At 41.3% G+C, this 16,882-nt stretch carries 12 protein-coding genes; 10 read left to right on the top strand and 2 right to left on the bottom strand.

Going from position 1 to position 16,882, the window contains the following annotated elements; all coding sequences use genetic code 11:
* Positions 1-19: 19 nt before the first annotated feature.
* The 8 genes from D8991_RS02450 to D8991_RS02485 all read left to right on the top strand — a co-directional run bounded on the left by D8991_RS02450 (position 20) and on the right by D8991_RS02485 (position 9,233).
* On the top strand, positions 20-1,090 hold the full coding sequence (locus tag D8991_RS02450) for a putative type IX sorting system protein PorV2 (RefSeq protein WP_120488607.1): 1,071 nt from the start codon (positions 20-22) through the stop codon (positions 1,088-1,090).
* A gap of 284 nt (positions 1,091-1,374) precedes the next feature.
* Complete coding sequence (locus tag D8991_RS02455; RefSeq protein ID WP_120488608.1) at positions 1,375-1,929, top strand: LemA family protein; 555 nt, start codon at positions 1,375-1,377, stop codon at positions 1,927-1,929.
* 18 nt (positions 1,930-1,947) lie between these two features.
* Positions 1,948-3,867, top strand: coding sequence for a DUF2207 domain-containing protein (locus D8991_RS08940; RefSeq protein WP_160223797.1), 1,920 nt, complete (start codon positions 1,948-1,950; stop codon positions 3,865-3,867).
* 289 nt (positions 3,868-4,156) lie between these two features.
* Complete coding sequence (locus D8991_RS02465; RefSeq protein ID WP_120488609.1) at positions 4,157-5,575, top strand: L-serine ammonia-lyase; 1,419 nt, start codon at positions 4,157-4,159, stop codon at positions 5,573-5,575.
* An 84-nt stretch (positions 5,576-5,659) separates the two neighbouring features.
* The gene (locus D8991_RS02470) at positions 5,660-6,547 is read left to right on the top strand and encodes a decaprenyl-phosphate phosphoribosyltransferase (RefSeq protein WP_120488610.1); all 888 of its coding nucleotides are present in this window, start codon (positions 5,660-5,662) and stop codon (positions 6,545-6,547) included.
* A gap of 48 nt (positions 6,548-6,595) precedes the next feature.
* Complete coding sequence (locus D8991_RS02475) at positions 6,596-7,906, top strand: FAD-binding oxidoreductase (protein ID WP_120488611.1); 1,311 nt, start codon at positions 6,596-6,598, stop codon at positions 7,904-7,906.
* 12 nt (positions 7,907-7,918) lie between these two features.
* Complete coding sequence (locus D8991_RS02480) at positions 7,919-8,644, top strand: SDR family NAD(P)-dependent oxidoreductase (RefSeq protein WP_120488612.1); 726 nt, start codon at positions 7,919-7,921, stop codon at positions 8,642-8,644.
* Between the two features lies 1 nt (position 8,645).
* The gene (locus D8991_RS02485; RefSeq protein ID WP_120488613.1) at positions 8,646-9,233 is read left to right on the top strand and encodes an HAD family hydrolase; all 588 of its coding nucleotides are present in this window, start codon (positions 8,646-8,648) and stop codon (positions 9,231-9,233) included.
* Between the two features lie 56 nt (positions 9,234-9,289).
* On the opposite strand, the gene D8991_RS02490 is transcribed toward D8991_RS02485, so the two are convergent.
* Both D8991_RS02490 and tsaD read right to left on the bottom strand, forming a co-directional pair.
* Complete coding sequence (locus D8991_RS02490) at positions 9,290-9,760, bottom strand: Lrp/AsnC family transcriptional regulator (RefSeq protein WP_120488614.1); 471 nt, start codon at positions 9,758-9,760, stop codon at positions 9,290-9,292.
* Between the two features lie 526 nt (positions 9,761-10,286).
* Positions 10,287-11,315: a tRNA (adenosine(37)-N6)-threonylcarbamoyltransferase complex transferase subunit TsaD gene (gene tsaD, locus D8991_RS02495; protein ID WP_120488615.1), complete on the bottom strand. Its 1,029-nt coding sequence runs from the start codon at positions 11,313-11,315 to the stop codon at positions 10,287-10,289.
* Between the two features lie 42 nt (positions 11,316-11,357).
* Between tsaD and D8991_RS02500 the strand changes: the two genes are divergently transcribed.
* Together D8991_RS02500 and D8991_RS02505 are read left to right on the top strand one after the other, a co-directional pair.
* Positions 11,358-15,998 (top strand): translocation/assembly module TamB domain-containing protein, encoded by a 4,641-nt coding sequence (locus tag D8991_RS02500; RefSeq protein ID WP_120488616.1) that lies wholly within the window; start codon positions 11,358-11,360, stop codon positions 15,996-15,998.
* Positions 15,999-16,118: 120 nt separating this feature from the next.
* Complete coding sequence (locus D8991_RS02505; protein WP_120488617.1) at positions 16,119-16,835, top strand: DUF3822 family protein; 717 nt, start codon at positions 16,119-16,121, stop codon at positions 16,833-16,835.
* The last annotated feature ends 47 nt before the right edge of the window (positions 16,836-16,882 follow it).

Raw genomic sequence — 16,882 nt, forward strand, 5'->3', positions numbered from 1 at the left:
ATTAAATACAATTAAAACTATGAAAAAGACGATATTTTTTATCCTTGCGATGGGCTTTTCTGGGCTTGGTGCGCAGGTTGTGAGGAAGTATTCTAATGAATTTTTGAATATTGGCGCTGGTGCGCGGGGATTGGCGCTTGGAGGGGCGGTAGTATCTCATCAAGAGGATGTTTATTCGCCAATGTGGAACCCAGCGGGGCTTATGGGCGTGGATGACGGCTGGCAAGCGGCGGGGATGCACGCAGAGTACTTTGAATCGATAGCAAAATACGATTATCTTGCCTTTGCAAAGCCGCTGGAGGGTAATTCGGGGGTGTTTGGGGTGTCATTGGTTCGATTGGGGGTTGATAATATATTGGATACGACGAAACTCATCGATACTGAGGGGAATATTGATTATGATAAGATACGAAAGTTCTCTCAGGCGGATTATGCGGGAATTATTTCGTATGCTTTTCGGGCGAATAGCCGACTAAGTGTGGGGGTGAATGCGAAAATCGTCCATAGGAATGTGGGTAAGTTTGCCAACTCCTTTGGTTTTGGCTTTGATGTGGGTGCGATGTATCGTACTGAGAGTGATTGGGCTTTTGGTGCGATGCTTCGTGATGCGACGACGACGACAAACTTCTGGGATATTAATAGAAAGGAGCTCTCCACAATTGTTAATGGGCAGGAGTTTAACCCTGTGCCAAAGCAAAAGTTGGAAATCACCACACCGAAGCTCAATTTGGCAGCGAGTAAGAAATTTGAGCTGAGTAGAGAGCTTGATTTGCTACCAGAAGTGGGCGTTAATGTAGATTTTGCAAAGACTTCAGCGCTTGTATCGACAGATTTTGCGAGTATTACGCCTTTTGCAGGAGCGGAACTGAAATATCAGGATATGATTTTCGTTCGTCTTGGGGTGAATAGGTTCCAAACCATAACCGATATTGAAGATCTGAAGCGAAAAGTATCTTTCCAACCAAGTGCTGGCGTGGGAATTAAGTATAAAGGGCTCAGTCTGGACTATGCAATAACCAACTCGGGCATTAGTGGGTCTAATTTCTACTCGAATTTCTTTTCTCTAAAGTTTGAAATCAATAAATTCTAAGAAACCAAAGAAAAATTTCCCGCTATAAAGGAGATTTTTTTTATTGCATAAGAAAAATCGTATAATGGACAGTGAGCCATAAGCAATAGTCTTTAGGTTATTAGCTGTTAGTACTCGAGATATTAATGTAATTCCTTGTACTTGGTGAATGCTTTGATTTTTGGAAATTATTTTTCTGAGTATCACTCATAAATAATGGTAGATTTAGATAGATAACCTCCACCAGCTATGGTGTATAGCTCCAATATTTTTCGTAACTATGCAAGGTTTTAAATTAAATACTTATGAGCACACAAGTTATCGTTCTTATTGTCATTGGAGTGGTTGCACTTCTTTTTATCTTGATGTATAATAGCCTTGTAAAGCTGAGAATGCTGGTACAGGAGGCGTGGAGTGGCATAGAGGTTTTCCTCAAAAAGAGGCACGACCTTATCCCGAACCTCGTGGAAATTGTAAAAGGCTATGCAGAGCACGAGAAATCAGTATTTAAGGAAGTTACCGAGGCGAGAAGCAAAGCAATATCTGCAAGCACCACAGAGGGCAAGGCAGAGGCGGAGAAAGCATTGAGCCACGCAATGCTCCACCTGAATGCAGTGGTAGAGAGCTACCCAGACCTTAAAGCGAATACCAACTTCCTACAGCTCCAGAGCCAGCTGACGGAGATAGAGGACAGTATAGAGTCCGCCCGCAGGTACTATAATGGCACCGTGAGGGAGCAGAATACCGCAATACAGACCTTCCCGAAAAATATCGTTGCGGGGATGTTTGGCTTCCGTACTTCACCGTTCTTCGAGTTGGAAAACCCTGCCGAGAGAGCCGTTCCACAAGTGAAATTCTAATCCATTAATCACAAAACGATGAGAATATTTTCTTTCCTGTTGATATTTCTCTTCGCTCAGTCTTTTGCCCAGCAGGCGAGTGGCGATTCTTTGGGCTATCCTAAATATTATGAAAATGATGTTGAGGGTATTCTTAGCTTTAAATCCTTTATCAATGTAGATAAAGACCCGAAGACCATCAAGGTAAAGGAGCAGATTAAAGTGCGCTCAAAGGGTGAAGAAATCAAGCGTGGTATTGTAAGGAGCCTCCCTCTTAGCCGTGAGCTGAAGGGGAGAAGACTAAAGGTGAAAACCGAAATCCTCTCCGTGAAAAAGGACGGAGAAGCCGTACCTTACAAGACCAAAACAGAAGACGAACTCAAAATCTATATCGGGAGCGAAGACACCTACCTGAGTGAGGGCGATTATGAATACGAGATAGAATATACAGCGACCAACCAGATTGGCTTTTATAATGACTTTGATGAGCTCTATTGGAATGTGAGCGGCAACGGATGGAGCTTTGATATCGGCTTATGCGAAGCGACCATTACCTTCCCTAAGGGTGCGGAAATCCTGCAACAAGCCTGCTATACGGGTGCAGCAGGTTCTACCGATCACGACTGCTCCAGCAAGCTCCTCTCTAAAAATGTAATCCACTTTCAGGCGTATCATCTCGCGCCACACGAAGGGCTTACCGTAGCGGCGGGAATAAAGAAAGGCATTATCCAAGAGCCAGAACCGCCCACTTTTGGAGAGCAGTACTTTATGCTATTCCTCATCCTTCTTATAAGCCTTGTGGGGAGCTTTTTCCTTTACAGGAGGTGGCAGGCAGAGGGCAAAGACCCAGAAAAGCCTTTAGTTATCCCTCAATACTCAGTGCCGAGGAAATTATCGGTGGCAGATTTGGGCTATATCCTTAAAGAGGACTTTGATAAAAAGCTGGTCTCCGCATCGCTCACCCATCTGGCAGTGAAGAAGTACATTAAAATCGAGGAGGAGGGTAAGCGCGTTTTTAAAATCATCAAACTGAAAGATGCCAGCGAAGACCTGCCAGAAGAGGAGCAAATACTCTTGAGACGCCTCTTTAAAAACGGAAGAAAGAGCTTCACCATAGAGTCGAGCTATGATGAGGAGATGGAGCGTATGGTAGAGAAATTCCGAGTATCCGTAACCTTTAAATACACTAAACTCTTAGAAACAAAGCTCAATCTCAAGGCTTCGCTAAGGGCGATAGGAGTTTTTCTTCTCTCCTTGATGTCGCTCGGAGTTCTGCATACTTTCTACTTTAATTCGGATTGGGGCGGTCTTCTCACTTTGGCAATGACTATAGGGATTGTCTTTTTTGGGGTATTAATCGTTTGCTTCTGGCCGATGCGCTATCTCGCTTTCAGGATTTTCTTGCTCGTTGTTATCGGGTTGGAAGTGGTAGGATCGGTTTTCTTTCTCGGTTCGCTCTATGACCCAGATGATATTTCCTTTTCCTCCCTTATGGTTTTCGGCTGTATCGGTGCTCAGGTGATGTTCTATTATGCTTATCTGATGACGCAGCCAGACGCAGAGAAGCTGAAGATACAATCGGAGATTGAGGGCTTTAAAATGTATTTGGGCGCTGCTGAGACCAAGCTGATGCAGTTCCACAACCCACCGAAGATGACGCCAGAAGTCTTCCAAAAGTACCTTCCGTATGCGATGGTTCTGGGTGTGCAGAACATCTGGGGCAAGAAGTTTAGCAATGTCCTCAATACAATGTCCGAAGAAGAGCGAGAGGCATACGAGGCGAGTGCTCCTTATGTAAGTGCAGCGCTGTACAGCAGCTTGGCGAGCTCCATCAGTGTATCGAGCATTGCTCCGACCTCCAGCTCTAATGTGGGCTCGTCCTCCTCTTGGTCGAGTGGTTCCTCTGGTGGGGGCTTCTCTGGCGGCGGAGGAGGAGGAGGTGGTGGCGGCGGCTGGTAATCTGCCCCGCTTTTCGGTATTAAATTTTGAATCGATGAGCATCTTTTTCTCTGATGATTCATTAGCCTTAAAAAAAGATACGGACGAATTGATTAAAACACTGGGAAGAATTGTCTAAAACATGCGGATGTTTTACTAAAAACACTGGGAAGAATTTCTTACCCTTCTCAGATGAGCCTGTAGGGGCGCTTTTTCAGGGGTTGAAAATCTTCCTTGTTTTGGTATTTTTTGTATCTGTTCTTTGAATTAAATATTTTTGCCTTATCATATTTTAAAACCCTTTGCGATTATGCAGTCCATATCCGTTTTTGAGATTATTAAAGTAGGCATAGGCCCTTCCAGCTCCCATACGATGGGCCCTTGGAACGCTGCTGAAATGTTTATAGACCAGATAAAAAGGCACAGACCGCTAAGCGAAGTAAAGGAGGTCTTCGTGGAGTTCTTCGGTTCTCTGGCGAAGACAGGCGTCGGTCACGGTACCGATATCGCAGGGATGCTTGGGCTCTCTGGCGAGAACTTCCGAACCATCGATACCAATACCATAGACGAAAAGATAGAGAGGATTAAAACCGAAAATCAGATTCTCCTCGCTGGTGAGGTGAGGCTCCCGTTTGTTTATGGTCATCATTTAGTCCTGAATAAACAGAAGTCGCTGGACTTCCACCCCAATGGAATGATTTTCCGAGCGGTGTTTAATGATGGAGAGGTGCTCGAGCAGGATTACTATTCCGTAGGCGGTGGGTTTGTAGCGACTCAGGAGAATAATTCTATCGAGGAGCATTGCATAAGAACGCTTTACCCTTGCCACAACGGTAAGGATATCATCAAATATCTGAATAAATTAGGGCTTAGCAAGCTGTCTGACCTTATCTATTTGAATGAAGAGAGCTGGCGCAGCCGAGAAGAAACAGAGAAAGAAGCCCTGAGCATCTGGAAACACATTAAGGAGTGTATCTACAAAGGGGTGAATAAGCAGGGCATACTGCCTGGTGGGCTGAAAGTAACCCGCCGTGCTCACGATTTAAACCAAAAACTCCTCGGAGATAAAGTGTATAAGAATATGAATGAGTGGTTTGATGCTGTAATTTCTGCTCCGAAGGATTTCACCGCTGTGAATAAGTGGATTTCCTGCTTTGCTCTTTCCGTAAATGAGGAGAATGCCAGCTTTGGGCGCATTATTACGGCACCGACTAATGGAGCGAGCGGAGTAATCCCCGCCGTACTGATGTACTCTCAGGCCTTTACCCCTCATACTTCGGATGAGGATATTATCCGTTTTATACTCGTGGCTGGGGAGATCGGTACGCTCTTTAAGAAAAATGCAACCATCTCTGCCGCTATGGGAGGTTGCCAGGCGGAGATCGGTGTTTCTTCTGCTATGGCAGCGGCGGGGCTTACCGAGATAATGGGGGGCAGTCCTGAACAAGTTCTAATGGCAGCAGAAATCGCGATGGAGCATCATCTCGGCCTTACCTGTGACCCGATTGGTGGGCTGGTTCAGATTCCGTGCATAGAGCGAAATTCTATGGGAGCAATAAAGGCAATAACCGCTGCGAATATCGCAATGGAGAGCGACCCTAAGAAAGCCATCGTCTCCCTTGATGAGGTGATACAATCTATGTGGGATACCGCCCAAAGTATGAATGAAAGATTTAAAGAAACCTCTGAGGGTGGGCTTGCCATTGCTGTAAATGTAGCGGAATGCTAAGCTTCATCATTAGGTTTAAAAAATCGTTTTGAGCACATAGAAAATCCGATTAAATGGCTACTTTTGCAACTCTAAACAGGATGGATGATTAAATACTTAAAACTTTTGAGAATAGAGCAGTGGGTCAAGAATATCTTTGTTTTTGTTCCGCTCTTTTTTTCTGGGAAAATTTTTGAGTTTTCACTTTTTATTGAAAGCCTTTTTGCTTTTGCTGTATTCTCGCTTACAGCAAGTTCTATTTATATAATTAATGACTACATAGATATAGAAGCCGATAGAAAACACCCGATAAAAAGACGACGACCGTTAGCAAGCGGGGCTATTTCAAAATCCGTTGCACGGCTTGTTTTTGTAGGATTGCTATGCCTTATTGCTGGGCTTGTGTGCATAGGTTTCTGCTGTTTGGAGCATACAGACTGGCGGTTTGTGGCTATCATCGTTTCCTATTTTATAATGAACCTCGCCTATACTTTTAAGCTGAAGCATATAGCGATTATAGATATCAGTATTATTGCTTTGGGCTTTGTACTTCGGGTATTGGCAGGGGGCTATGGTACGGGGATTATTATCTCTCAGTGGGCGATACTTTTGACTTTTGTTTTAGCATTGGTTCTCGCCATTGGAAAGAGAAGGGGAGAGCTGATTAATGCACAGCTTACAGGTAAAACTCGTAGGGCATTAGACGGCTATAATGTGCAGTTTGCGGATATTGCACTTTCGGTATCGGTTACGCTGGGGATTATTTCCTATTTAATGTTTACCATTACGCCAGAGGTTCAGGAGAGGTTTGGGCAGAAGGTATTTTATACTTTTATCTTCGTGGTTTTTGCTTTTCTTCGGTATTTGCAGCAGACATTGGTGTATAACCGAACGGAATCTCCCACCAAGATTATTTACAGAGACCGATATATACAGCTTACCCTTTTGCTTTGGATTCTCTGCTTCCTGCTCTTGATTTATTATCATAATTAATTTTAGAGCGGTTGAGATTTATTTTAATTGACTATTCATCATTAGACTATGCCAGAATATAAACAGAAAGTAACCAATTGGGGCAACTTCCCAGTAGTAGAAAAAGTAATGAAGTCTGAGGACACTCTAAGTAAAATAAAGGATTTTGTGCTTAGAAATAGGGAAATCATTGCAAGAGGAAATGGAAGATGCTATGGAGATGCTTCATTGGCAGAGAATATTTTTTCTACCAAAAGGCTTAATAAATTCATCAGTTTTGATAGGATAGAAGGCATTATAGAATGTGAGGCTGGAGTGCTTTTATCCGATATATTAGAGGTCGTTGTGCCTCAGGGATATTTTCTGAATGTAACGCCAGGTACCAAATTTGTGAGTGTAGGAGGGGCAATAGCCTCTGATGTACACGGTAAGAATCATCACGCAGAAGGCTGCTTTTCCGAGTATGTAATAGAATTTAGACTGATGAAAGAGAATGGGGAGATTATTCTCTGCTCCCGAGAGCAGAATGCGGAAACCTTTTGGGCAACTGTCGGTGGAATGGGGCTTACGGGGATTATTCTCTCCGCAAAAATAAAGTTGAAGAATATTGAATCCGTTTATATTCGGCAGGAAAGCATTAAAGCGGAGAATTTAGATGAGATTTTTAAACTCTTTGAAGAAAGTGAGTCTTGGACTTATACCGTAGCCTGGATCGATTGTTTGCAGAAGGGGAAGAATATCGGGCGCTCTATTCTGATGAGAGGAGAACACGCTCTGAAAGCAGAGCTACCGGCATCATTACAAAAAAATGCACTGAAACTCAAGAAATCATTTATGCCTACTGTGCCGTTTTACTTTCCGAGTTTTGTACTGAATTCTTTGACCATAAAAATATTCAACTGGCTGTATTTTTATAAGCAAGCGAAGAAGCAAGTAAATAATTTTGTGCATTATGAACCTTTCTTTTACCCCCTTGATGCAGTTAATGAATGGAACAAAATCTATGGTAAGAAAGGCTTTATACAGTATCAGATGGTAATCCCAAAAGATAAGGGCAAGGAGGGGATGAGAAAAATCCTTGAAACGATTGCTAAGTCGGGCAACGGTTCTTTCCTCGCAGTACTAAAACTCTTCGGTAAGAATAATCCACAGGCGTATAATTCCTTTCCTATGGAGGGCTATACCCTTGCGTTAGACTTCAAAGTAAATTCTAAACTCAAAAAATTAGTGGAGAGTTTAGATAAAATTGTAGAGGATTTTGGAGGCAGAATATACCTTACCAAAGACAGTATGAGCAAGCCAAGCCTTACCAATTATCTTAAAAATGTAGATAGTCCCAAGTTTATTTCTTTGCAGAGAAAAAGAATATTAAATCCCTAATTATTTAGTTTTATGATTGTTTTAGGTAGTAATTCGGAAGTAGCACAGGCATTTGTAGAGAAGGTTTTATCCGAAGGCAGAAGATTTGAAAAAATATATCTTCTTACCTCTAATAGAGATTCCGCAGAGCGCTTTGCTCGGCATATAGAGGTGAAATATTTGCAATATTCCGAAGTTGTAGATTTTGATTTAATGAATGATGACCAGTATTATAAACTGGATTATATAGATTCGGATTTGCTCTTCTGTGCTTCTGGATATTTGGGCAAAGGCACAGCAGAGGGGCTTTATGATAATAAAAACACCCAAAAGATTATAGATATTAATTATGCTAAGCTCGTTCCGCTTATAAATTATTTCGCTCAGAAGTTTGAATCGAAGAGAAGAGGGACTATCATCGCGCTCTCTTCGGTAGCGGGTGATAGGGGCAGGCAGAGTAATTTTATTTATGGTTCTGCAAAGGCAGGTTTTACGGCCTACCTCAGTGGGCTTAGGAACTATATGTACAGCAAAAAAATCAATGTGATTACAGTGAAGCCAGGCTTTATGGCAACTAAGATGACGGAAGGTTTGCCCCTCAATCCTAAGCTCACAGCAAGTCCTAAACAAGCTGCTGAATGTATCTACAAGTCCTATAAAAAGAAGAGGGATACGGCTTATGTACTCCCTGTTTGGTGGTTTATAATGGCTATTATCAGGAATATTCCAGAATTTATCTTCAAAAGATTGAAGCTGTAAAATGAAAAAGTTCTATTTCTTTGATTTTGATGGAACGCTTACCCATAAAGACACAATGTTCCTCTTCCTCAGGTTTGCCAGCCCTTCTAAGTACAGATTTCAGTACTTGAAGCACATTCCTCTGTTTATTCTCGTGAAGCTAAAACTGATAGATGCCGCTCAGGTAAAGAAAAGTTTTATCAGTTCTTTGCTAAAAGGCAAAACTCAGGAGTTTATAGAAAGGAAGTCCCAAGCATTTTTTGCGGAGTATTATCCAAGTTTAATTAGAGAACGGGCGTTAGATTTTATTCAGAAAATAGACAGAGAGAAGACTGACTCTTATTTGGTAACCGCATCTTTGGATATTTGGGTAAAGCCTTTTGCGGAGGAGTTTAAGATGAATCTCATCTCTACGGAGGCATATTTTAAGGATGGAGTATTTACAGGTGAATTTAAAACACCCAATTGCAATGGCAGGGAAAAGGTAACCCGAATAAAAGCCCAAATACAAGGTAAGAAATACGATAAGACCATCGCCTTTGGCGATACCAGCGGAGATAAGCCAATGCTCCAATGGGCAAATGAAAGCTATTTCAGGTTTTTCCATTAAAAAATCCTTAGTGAACTCTCACTAAGGATTTTTTTAGATTTTCAAGACTATTCTAATTAAACAGAAACTGCTTTAATTAATCTATTAGTATCGCTCAGGTGCTCTTCCATAGAAATCATACTTTCTGTACGCATTACATCATTAATATCATCAATCTGATAAATGATTCTCTTGGCATCTTCGGTATTTTTAGCGATTATCTTACAGAAGATATTGTATTTACCAGAAGTTACGCTTATCTCTACCACATTTGGGATAGTTGCCAATTCTTTCAATACATTTTGAGTTTTGTTAGATGCAGAAAGCAAGATACCGATATATGCAGTAAAGTTAAATTCCAACTTAGAGTAATCAATAACTAAGGAAGAGCCTTGGATGATTCCTGCATCTTCCATTTTCTTTACTCTCACATGAATGGTACCCGCGGATACATTCATTTGTTTCGCAATCTCCGTGAAAGGAGTTCTTGTATTTTCAACTAAAAAATCCAGGATTTTTTTGTCGATTTCATCTAATAAATAGTTCATAATGTTGACTCGTTAAATTATTAATAATAGATCATCTTTCGGCAAATTTAAGAAAAAAAACTATTAGTGAAAATTTATTTTAAAAATTAACGGTATTTAACGCTATTTAAACGCTTATTTTCTTTAAAAGTTTCATTCTAATGAGAAATAATGAAAATGATGTAGAGTAGAAGAAATAATATTTCTTTTATATTATATTTTAAATAATTTAATTCATTATTTTTTGTCTTTAATAGTTATTTTTATCATCTTGTTTTACCAATAGACTGTCTTGCTTTAATTTTTTAGTCAGCATTATGGGGGATACTACCAAAGTATTTGCCTTCTCTCATTAAAAAAAAGAATAAAAAATATCGATTTTTCATTTCTTTTTTTGTCTGTTAAAGCTTAGAAAATTGATTTATTGCGATAGAAAATATATGTTTTTCTATATAAATCAAGAATTGATTACGAAAAATACATTACCCAGTCTGATAAAAGTATTATGAGTAATTGTATTACCTGTTTACAAACTGTACGATTATAGCTAAATCTCTTGGCTGGTAGCAGGGCGAGGACTGGCGGTAATACTAAGGTCGGCAAATTCTTGTCTGTCGTATTTGAGTTTTGCTACCATTGCAATCATAGCGGCATTGTCGGTAGTGTATTCAAATTTGGGAATATAGGTCTTCCAGCCGAGTTTTTGGGCTTTGTGTGTTATGGATTTTCTGAGCTCTGAGTTTGCAGAGACACCTCCTGCTATGGCTATTTCTTTTATATTTAAGTCAGAGGCTGCCTGTTCTAATTTATCTATTAAGATTTCAATAATCGTTCTCTGTATGGATGCGCAGAGGTCATTTAAGTTCTCTTTAATAAAGTTGGGATTTTCTTTTTCAGCCTTTTGAATAGCATAGAGGAAGGAGGTTTTCAGCCCACTGAATGAATAATCATAACCCGCAACTTTGGGCTTGCTGAAGGAAAAAGCCTTGCTGTCTCCTTCTGCCGAGAGCCTGTCTATAACTGCTCCTGCGGGATACTCCAGCCCCATTATTTTTCCTATTTTATCAAATGCTTCACCTGCGGCATCATCTATTGTTCGCCCGACAATCTGCATATCAAAATAGTCTTTTACGAGTACAATGAGGGTATGCCCACCGCTTACGGTAAGGCAAAGAAAGGGAAACTGAGGAGGTGTAGGGTTGGCATCATCTATAAAATGTGCGAGGATGTGCGCTTGCAGGTGATTGACCTCAATTAATGGAACGCCCAAGCTCATGGAGAGCGATTTTGCGAAAGAAGTACCCACCAAGAGCGAGCCGAGCAGTCCAGGTCCTCTTGTAAAGCCCACTGCGGAAATATCTTTTTGTTGTATCTTTGCTTCCTTGATAGCCTGATGAATAACGGGGACTATATTCTGCTGATGCGCTCTTGAAGCCAGCTCTGGAACCACCCCTCCATATTCTGCGTGTACCTTCTGGCTGGCAGCGATATTGGAGAGCACAATATTCCCCCTAAGAACAGCTGCAGAGGTATCATCACAAGAGGATTCAATGGCGAGGATAATAGGTGTATTCATTATGTTTTCAGGATTAATGTCTGCAAAAATTCATTAAAAAGAATGGCAAATTTAGAGAATATAAACGAGATAGAGAAAGAGCAAACAGCCGATAGAGCCGAGAGAAATCCTAAACAAAAGAGGAAAATGCATTGGTTTTTTAAGCTCTTTATCTCTTTATTTATTGGGATTTTTATCCTCATTCTCACTTTATTTATCGCATTAAACCTCAGTGTAACTAAAAACTGGATTGCTCAGAAAGGTTTAGACTTTCTCAATAAAGATTTTAAGACAAATATCTCTGCGAGCAGCGTAGAGATAAACTACTTTGGAGATGTAGTTATCCACGGATTAAAGGTAAAAGATGATAGAGGACTGGACTTCCTAAAAGCGGAATCTGTAGTTGCCGAATCTGATTGGATTTCCTTAGTAAAAGATGCCATTAACGGAACCAATTCCTTTAACTTTAAAAAGATTGCCCTGAATAATGCCGATGTACAGGTCATTACCTATAAAGGGGATAGCACGGCTAATTTCATTAAGTTTATAGAACTCTTTGATGATGGCAAACCGCGAGACCCGAAGAAACCTCTCTTTAAGATGGCAGCGAGTATAGAGATTCATAATTCCAAGCTCTCTATCATCAACCAAAACTCTGAGGGAGATGCGGGCAAGTGGTTAGTTGGCACATCGGTGAATATGAGTATCCCTTCCCTTAAAATTGCAGGGCCAGATATTAATGCAGACCTTCAAAACCTCTCATTCACCACAGAACGATGGGGAAAAACTCATAAGGTAGAGCGGTTCGCAGGGCTGTTTTCACTAACTAATACAGCGCTTTCCTTTAAAGAATTAGTCTTTGATACCGATCACTCACTCTTAAAAGGTGATATTTCGTTCAATCTCGATAAGGAAACCAAGTGGCAGGACTTTAATAATAGAGTAATCTGGGATTTAAAGTTTGACAATGAGACTAAATTAAGCGGTTACGACATCAGCTACTTCGTTACGAATTGGGACAATTATACCCCTCTAAGCCTGCAAGGGAAAATGTATGGTGTGCTCAATGATTTTAAGCTCCAAAACTTTATGCTGAGCAATGATAAGGTGAATATACGAGCGGTACAAACTCATCTTGCAAATCTTCTTGATGGAGATTTTCAAATCAAAGCGAGTGGCTTGTCTACCGATTTCACTTATAAAGACCTTAAAGCAATGTTCCCATCCTTTATTGCACAAAAGATGAAGAACTTTGCGGATGATTTCGGGCGCTTGAAATTCAATGGAAATGTAGAGGTAAATCCTAAGCAGGTCTATATAAATAAAGGAAACCTCATCACTGGGATAGGCAATGCTGAGATAAGAAACTTTTACCTCAATGATTTCAGTACAGATATACCGAGGTACAGCGGAGATTTTAATATCCAAAACCTCAATACTTCTGCGATTACAAAATCTAAGCAGGTGGGGAATCTCTCTGGAACTTTCCACCTCAGAGGCAGGAGCTTTGATGTGAATACAATGGTACTGGAAACCACTTCCCATATTGCCAGCATAGAGCTAATGGGTAAAAATATCAAGAATTTATCTCTAAATGGTACGCTTAACCGTAAGCAGTATAATGGGGAAATCAGCATTAATGACCCTAATGCCCAAGCCCATATCAAGGGTTTGATAGATTTCAGTACCAGCCGTTTGTTTGCCAATGTAGAAGCCCATATCAAGCACCTGGATGTTCATTTCTTTAGTGGACAAAAGGGCAGGCAGATTGTAAGTGGAGATTTTAAAGGCAAGGTAGCAATGACGGATATTAATGACCTTACCTTAGATGCTTCTCTTCATAATATTCATTATTTCTCCGAAGGGCAGAAGATGAGTGTGCCAAGCGTAGAGGTAAATACCTACATTAACCAAGGCAACAGGGTTATCAGCATCAATGCCCCAAACGCCATCAATGGAAAGATAGAAGGGCAGTTTAACCTTGCTGACCTTGCAGGAATGGTGCAAAACGGAGCCGAGAGAATCCTTGTGAGCAACGAGCCTAAGAAAGTCTATAAAGGTCAGTTCTTCAATGCAGAATTTACCATTGGGCAGCAGCTTACCGACTACTTTATGCCCGAGCTTAAGCTCACCCCAACCAGCCCTATTACCCTCTCTTATGATGGGAATACCAACAACCTGAAACTCTCTGCAAGTATGGACAAAATAGTCTATACAATGAAGAAAAAGCAGAGCACAGAAATCGCTAAAAAAGCCTTGGAACAGCTCAAGATTTCTACACAAGCACCTGTGAAAAACGATAGCATAGTAGCTGAGCAAATTACCCTGAATATAGACACCGAAAACCCCGAAGACCAAATCTTCGCCAGAGCTAAAAGACTGCAATATGGCGACAATGTTTTCAATGATTTCTCCCTCTATGGCGAGAACGAATACGGAGAAAAGCTCCACCTCTCTACCAGCTTTAAGTTTGGAAGCAAAACCGATGAGAAGAACAATAGCTTAAAGAGCTACTACATTACCTTAAACCAGACTTTGGATAAGGAGGGCAATTATATCTTCAAGTTTGCCCCTACGCATTTGAAGTTTAATAACATCACTTGGAGCATAGACACCTCCGAAGACTTGGAGCAGTCCATCACCTACAAGAAGAAGACGGGTGAGGTATTGGTAGAAAACATCAGAATTTATTCGGATGACAGCTCGCTGTACATTAAAAATGCGCATTATAAATCTGCATCCAACTTTGAAGCGGAAGGCGAAGTGAGTAATCTACAAGTCTCCAAACTCTTTGAAATGCAGTCCGGAGGCAACAGTATGGACTTCCAGGGTGTAGCCAATGGTAATTTCCACATCGTGAAGAATGAAACGGCACTCGAACCTCTCATCAATATCAATATAGAAGGGATGAAAATGGGCGGTAGAGATATGGGAAGCCTCAGTATAGACGCAAATAAAACCGATATACCGAATATTTACGACATCGGTATGAGGCTTAAATCCTCTGGATTATTCGGAGGGAATAAGCTCGATATCGTAGGTACGGTGGATAACAACCAAGAGACCCCAACCTTGGATATTAGCGCCAATATGAATGACTTTGACCTCGCTTTCAGCCAGCAGTTCGTTACGGGGATTTTCAGCAATATGCGAGGCAAGGCAAACGGTACCGTAAGGATTTCCGGTCCGTTGGATGATATTGATTACAGTGGAGATATCAACCTCTCTAAATTCGGCTTCAGGCTCGACTTTACGGGGGTAGATTACACCTTTGACGATACCGTAATCCCTCTTTCCAAAGGCTTCGTAGTCCTCAACGATATTAGAATAAAAGACAACAGAGCTAATTCCGATGGTTCTATCTCTGGGTTTATCAGGTTTGATACCCTCGCTTCTATGGGCGTCAATCTCTTGGTAAGAGCGGAGAATCTCTTGGTCTTAGACTCTAATCAGAATACCAATGACCTTTTCTGGGGCAGGGTCTATGCTAATGGCGACCTCTACATCTCAGGGCCGGTAACGGGCTTGGATATTTCTACCCCAAATATGAAAGCGCTCAACGGCTCTGCCTTCGCCTTTAATTCCAGCTCTGCATCCAGTGTAGAGGAGTTTAAAATGCTCAGATTCCTCCAAAGGGAAGCCAGTGGTGCTATCGTCTTAGCAAAAAAGAAAGCTACAGGAGCTAATGTAAATGTAGATTTCACCCTCAGCGTAGATAAAGGCACGAATGTAAGCGTTTTGCTCGGCGAAAGTGTGGGCAATATCAATGTAAAAGGAGAATCCGAAAGGCTGAGATTCCAGCTTTCAAGGACGGGCGTAATCAACCTCAGTGGAGATTATTATGTGGATAATGGCTCGTTCGTTTCCAAAGCCATTCTGGAGCGAACCTTCCAGATTGCAAAGGGCAGTAACCTGAAGTGGGACGGCAATGCAATGACCCCTCAGCTCGGCATCAAGGCAAATTATAACCGTACCGTAACCAACCTCGGGCAATATCTCGGCACCAGTACCTTGCCTCCTGTGAATATACAGCTCACAGTGAATATCTCGGGGACACTCAATGCACCGGATATTAGTTTTGATGTAGCTGCTCCTGAAGTTTCATCTCAAATCAAAGAAACCCTCGCCTCTAAGATGACCAATGAGGATGAGAAAATCCTCCAATTCGGCTCTGTACTCGCGCTCAGCAGTTTTAATATCTCCAACTCGGGGAGCCTTGACATTAATACCAATAATGCTTCTCAATCCATTGGTTACAATCTCGCATTTAAGCAGCTCACCTCTGCTCTGAATACCATTAGCGATGATGTGAAATTGGATATCGACTACCTCAAAGGCGACCAAGCTGCCAATACTGCCGATAGGGCAAATGCCAGCGCTCATATCACCGTATCGCCAAGGGTGAGCATAAAAACAGCCCTCGGAGTGCCTATTGCCAAAACCCAAACTACAACCAATAACTACCTCTCTGGTGAAGGCACAATAGAATACGATTGGAGCAAGAATAATGATGGCTCGCGCCTCTTCCGCGTATATTCTAAGCCCTCAAACATTGGGCTGATTGCCGGCTCCGAGACCTCTGCCAACCAAGCCTATGGCATCGGTGTAGTTTATACCAAAAGCTTTAACCGCTTCTTCCCTAAAAAAACCGATAAACAAAAACAAAACGAACAAAAGAAAGACAGTATAAGCGATAAGAAGTAAGCTTCGCACACTTGGCTTTTAGCGATGTGCAGTGAGTTTGTGAGGATAATTGCCTCGAACGCTCTCCACTCATTACCGAATAAAAGTATTTTAGGAAAATTCTTTACATTTGCCTTGTTTATGAACAAGCTATTATTACTTTTTACTCAGGGAGGGTTACAGTACCAGCTATCCAAAAGCAGAAATGTATTGGAAGAGCAGCCCTATTTCTTAGATGAAGAAGCACCTGAGAATTTCCTCTCCTCAAAACTGGAGGAAATCCTGCAAAAGAATTACGATGAAGTGAGGGTTATCTCCGCTCTCAACAGGTTTAGCTTATTGCCTATTGGCTTTAAAGAGCATCAGATGGGGCATCAGTTGATTAATTACAATGCTCCTACCGATGAGCAAACCGATGAACTTATGCTCTCAATCAATAAACCGTTTGGTGTGCAGTTCTACTACACTTTCCCGAAGGAGTTTTATCATAAAATAAAGGGAGTGGGTGTGCCATCCTACTTTAATTTCTCTGGTGAGAAGTTTTTGAGTAGTATCAGTCCAAAGAATAAAAAGGAGATTCATATCAATCTTTATCATCATCAGTGTGAATTTATCGCTCTTGACAAGAAAAAGCTCATCCTATATAATAATCTGGACATTAATTCTGAGGTAGATTTCCTTTACTTCATTATGTTTACCCTTAGCAAAATAGGTTTTGGTATCAGAGATACTCATTTTTTTATCTATGGAGAGACTATAGAGAATGAAACCTTTATCTCCGAGCTTCAAAAGTTTGTGAAGAGGATAAAAATTATAGTAGATAATATCCCCAAACGAAATTTTATCCTAAACTACTAATTTCCCGCATACACCGTAGCCGGTGAGGCATTTATTAGCAGCAGGCT

This window comes from Bergeyella cardium, assembly GCF_003614945.1.
In the GTDB taxonomy this organism is placed as follows: domain Bacteria; phylum Bacteroidota; class Bacteroidia; order Flavobacteriales; family Weeksellaceae; genus Bergeyella_A; species Bergeyella_A cardium.

What these genes read in the sequence shown, in the direction of transcription:
- D8991_RS02450 (WP_120488607.1), top strand. Translation starts at nt 20, where the DNA reads ATGAAAAAGACGATATTTTTTATCCTTGCGATGGGCTTTTCTGGGCTT.
- D8991_RS02455 (WP_120488608.1), top strand. Translation starts at nt 1,375, where the DNA reads ATGAGCACACAAGTTATCGTTCTTATTGTCATTGGAGTGGTTGCACTT.
- D8991_RS08940 (WP_160223797.1), top strand. Translation starts at nt 1,948, where the DNA reads ATGAGAATATTTTCTTTCCTGTTGATATTTCTCTTCGCTCAGTCTTTT.
- D8991_RS02465 (WP_120488609.1), top strand. Translation starts at nt 4,157, where the DNA reads ATGCAGTCCATATCCGTTTTTGAGATTATTAAAGTAGGCATAGGCCCT.
- D8991_RS02470 (WP_120488610.1), top strand. Translation starts at nt 5,660, where the DNA reads ATGATTAAATACTTAAAACTTTTGAGAATAGAGCAGTGGGTCAAGAAT.
- D8991_RS02475 (WP_120488611.1), top strand. Translation starts at nt 6,596, where the DNA reads ATGCCAGAATATAAACAGAAAGTAACCAATTGGGGCAACTTCCCAGTA.
- D8991_RS02480 (WP_120488612.1), top strand. Translation starts at nt 7,919, where the DNA reads ATGATTGTTTTAGGTAGTAATTCGGAAGTAGCACAGGCATTTGTAGAG.
- D8991_RS02485 (WP_120488613.1), top strand. Translation starts at nt 8,646, where the DNA reads ATGAAAAAGTTCTATTTCTTTGATTTTGATGGAACGCTTACCCATAAA.
- D8991_RS02490 (WP_120488614.1), bottom strand. Translation starts at nt 9,760, where the DNA reads ATGAACTATTTATTAGATGAAATCGACAAAAAAATCCTGGATTTTTTA.
- tsaD (WP_120488615.1), bottom strand. Translation starts at nt 11,315, where the DNA reads ATGAATACACCTATTATCCTCGCCATTGAATCCTCTTGTGATGATACC.
- D8991_RS02500 (WP_120488616.1), top strand. Translation starts at nt 11,358, where the DNA reads ATGGCAAATTTAGAGAATATAAACGAGATAGAGAAAGAGCAAACAGCC.
- D8991_RS02505 (WP_120488617.1), top strand. Translation starts at nt 16,119, where the DNA reads ATGAACAAGCTATTATTACTTTTTACTCAGGGAGGGTTACAGTACCAG.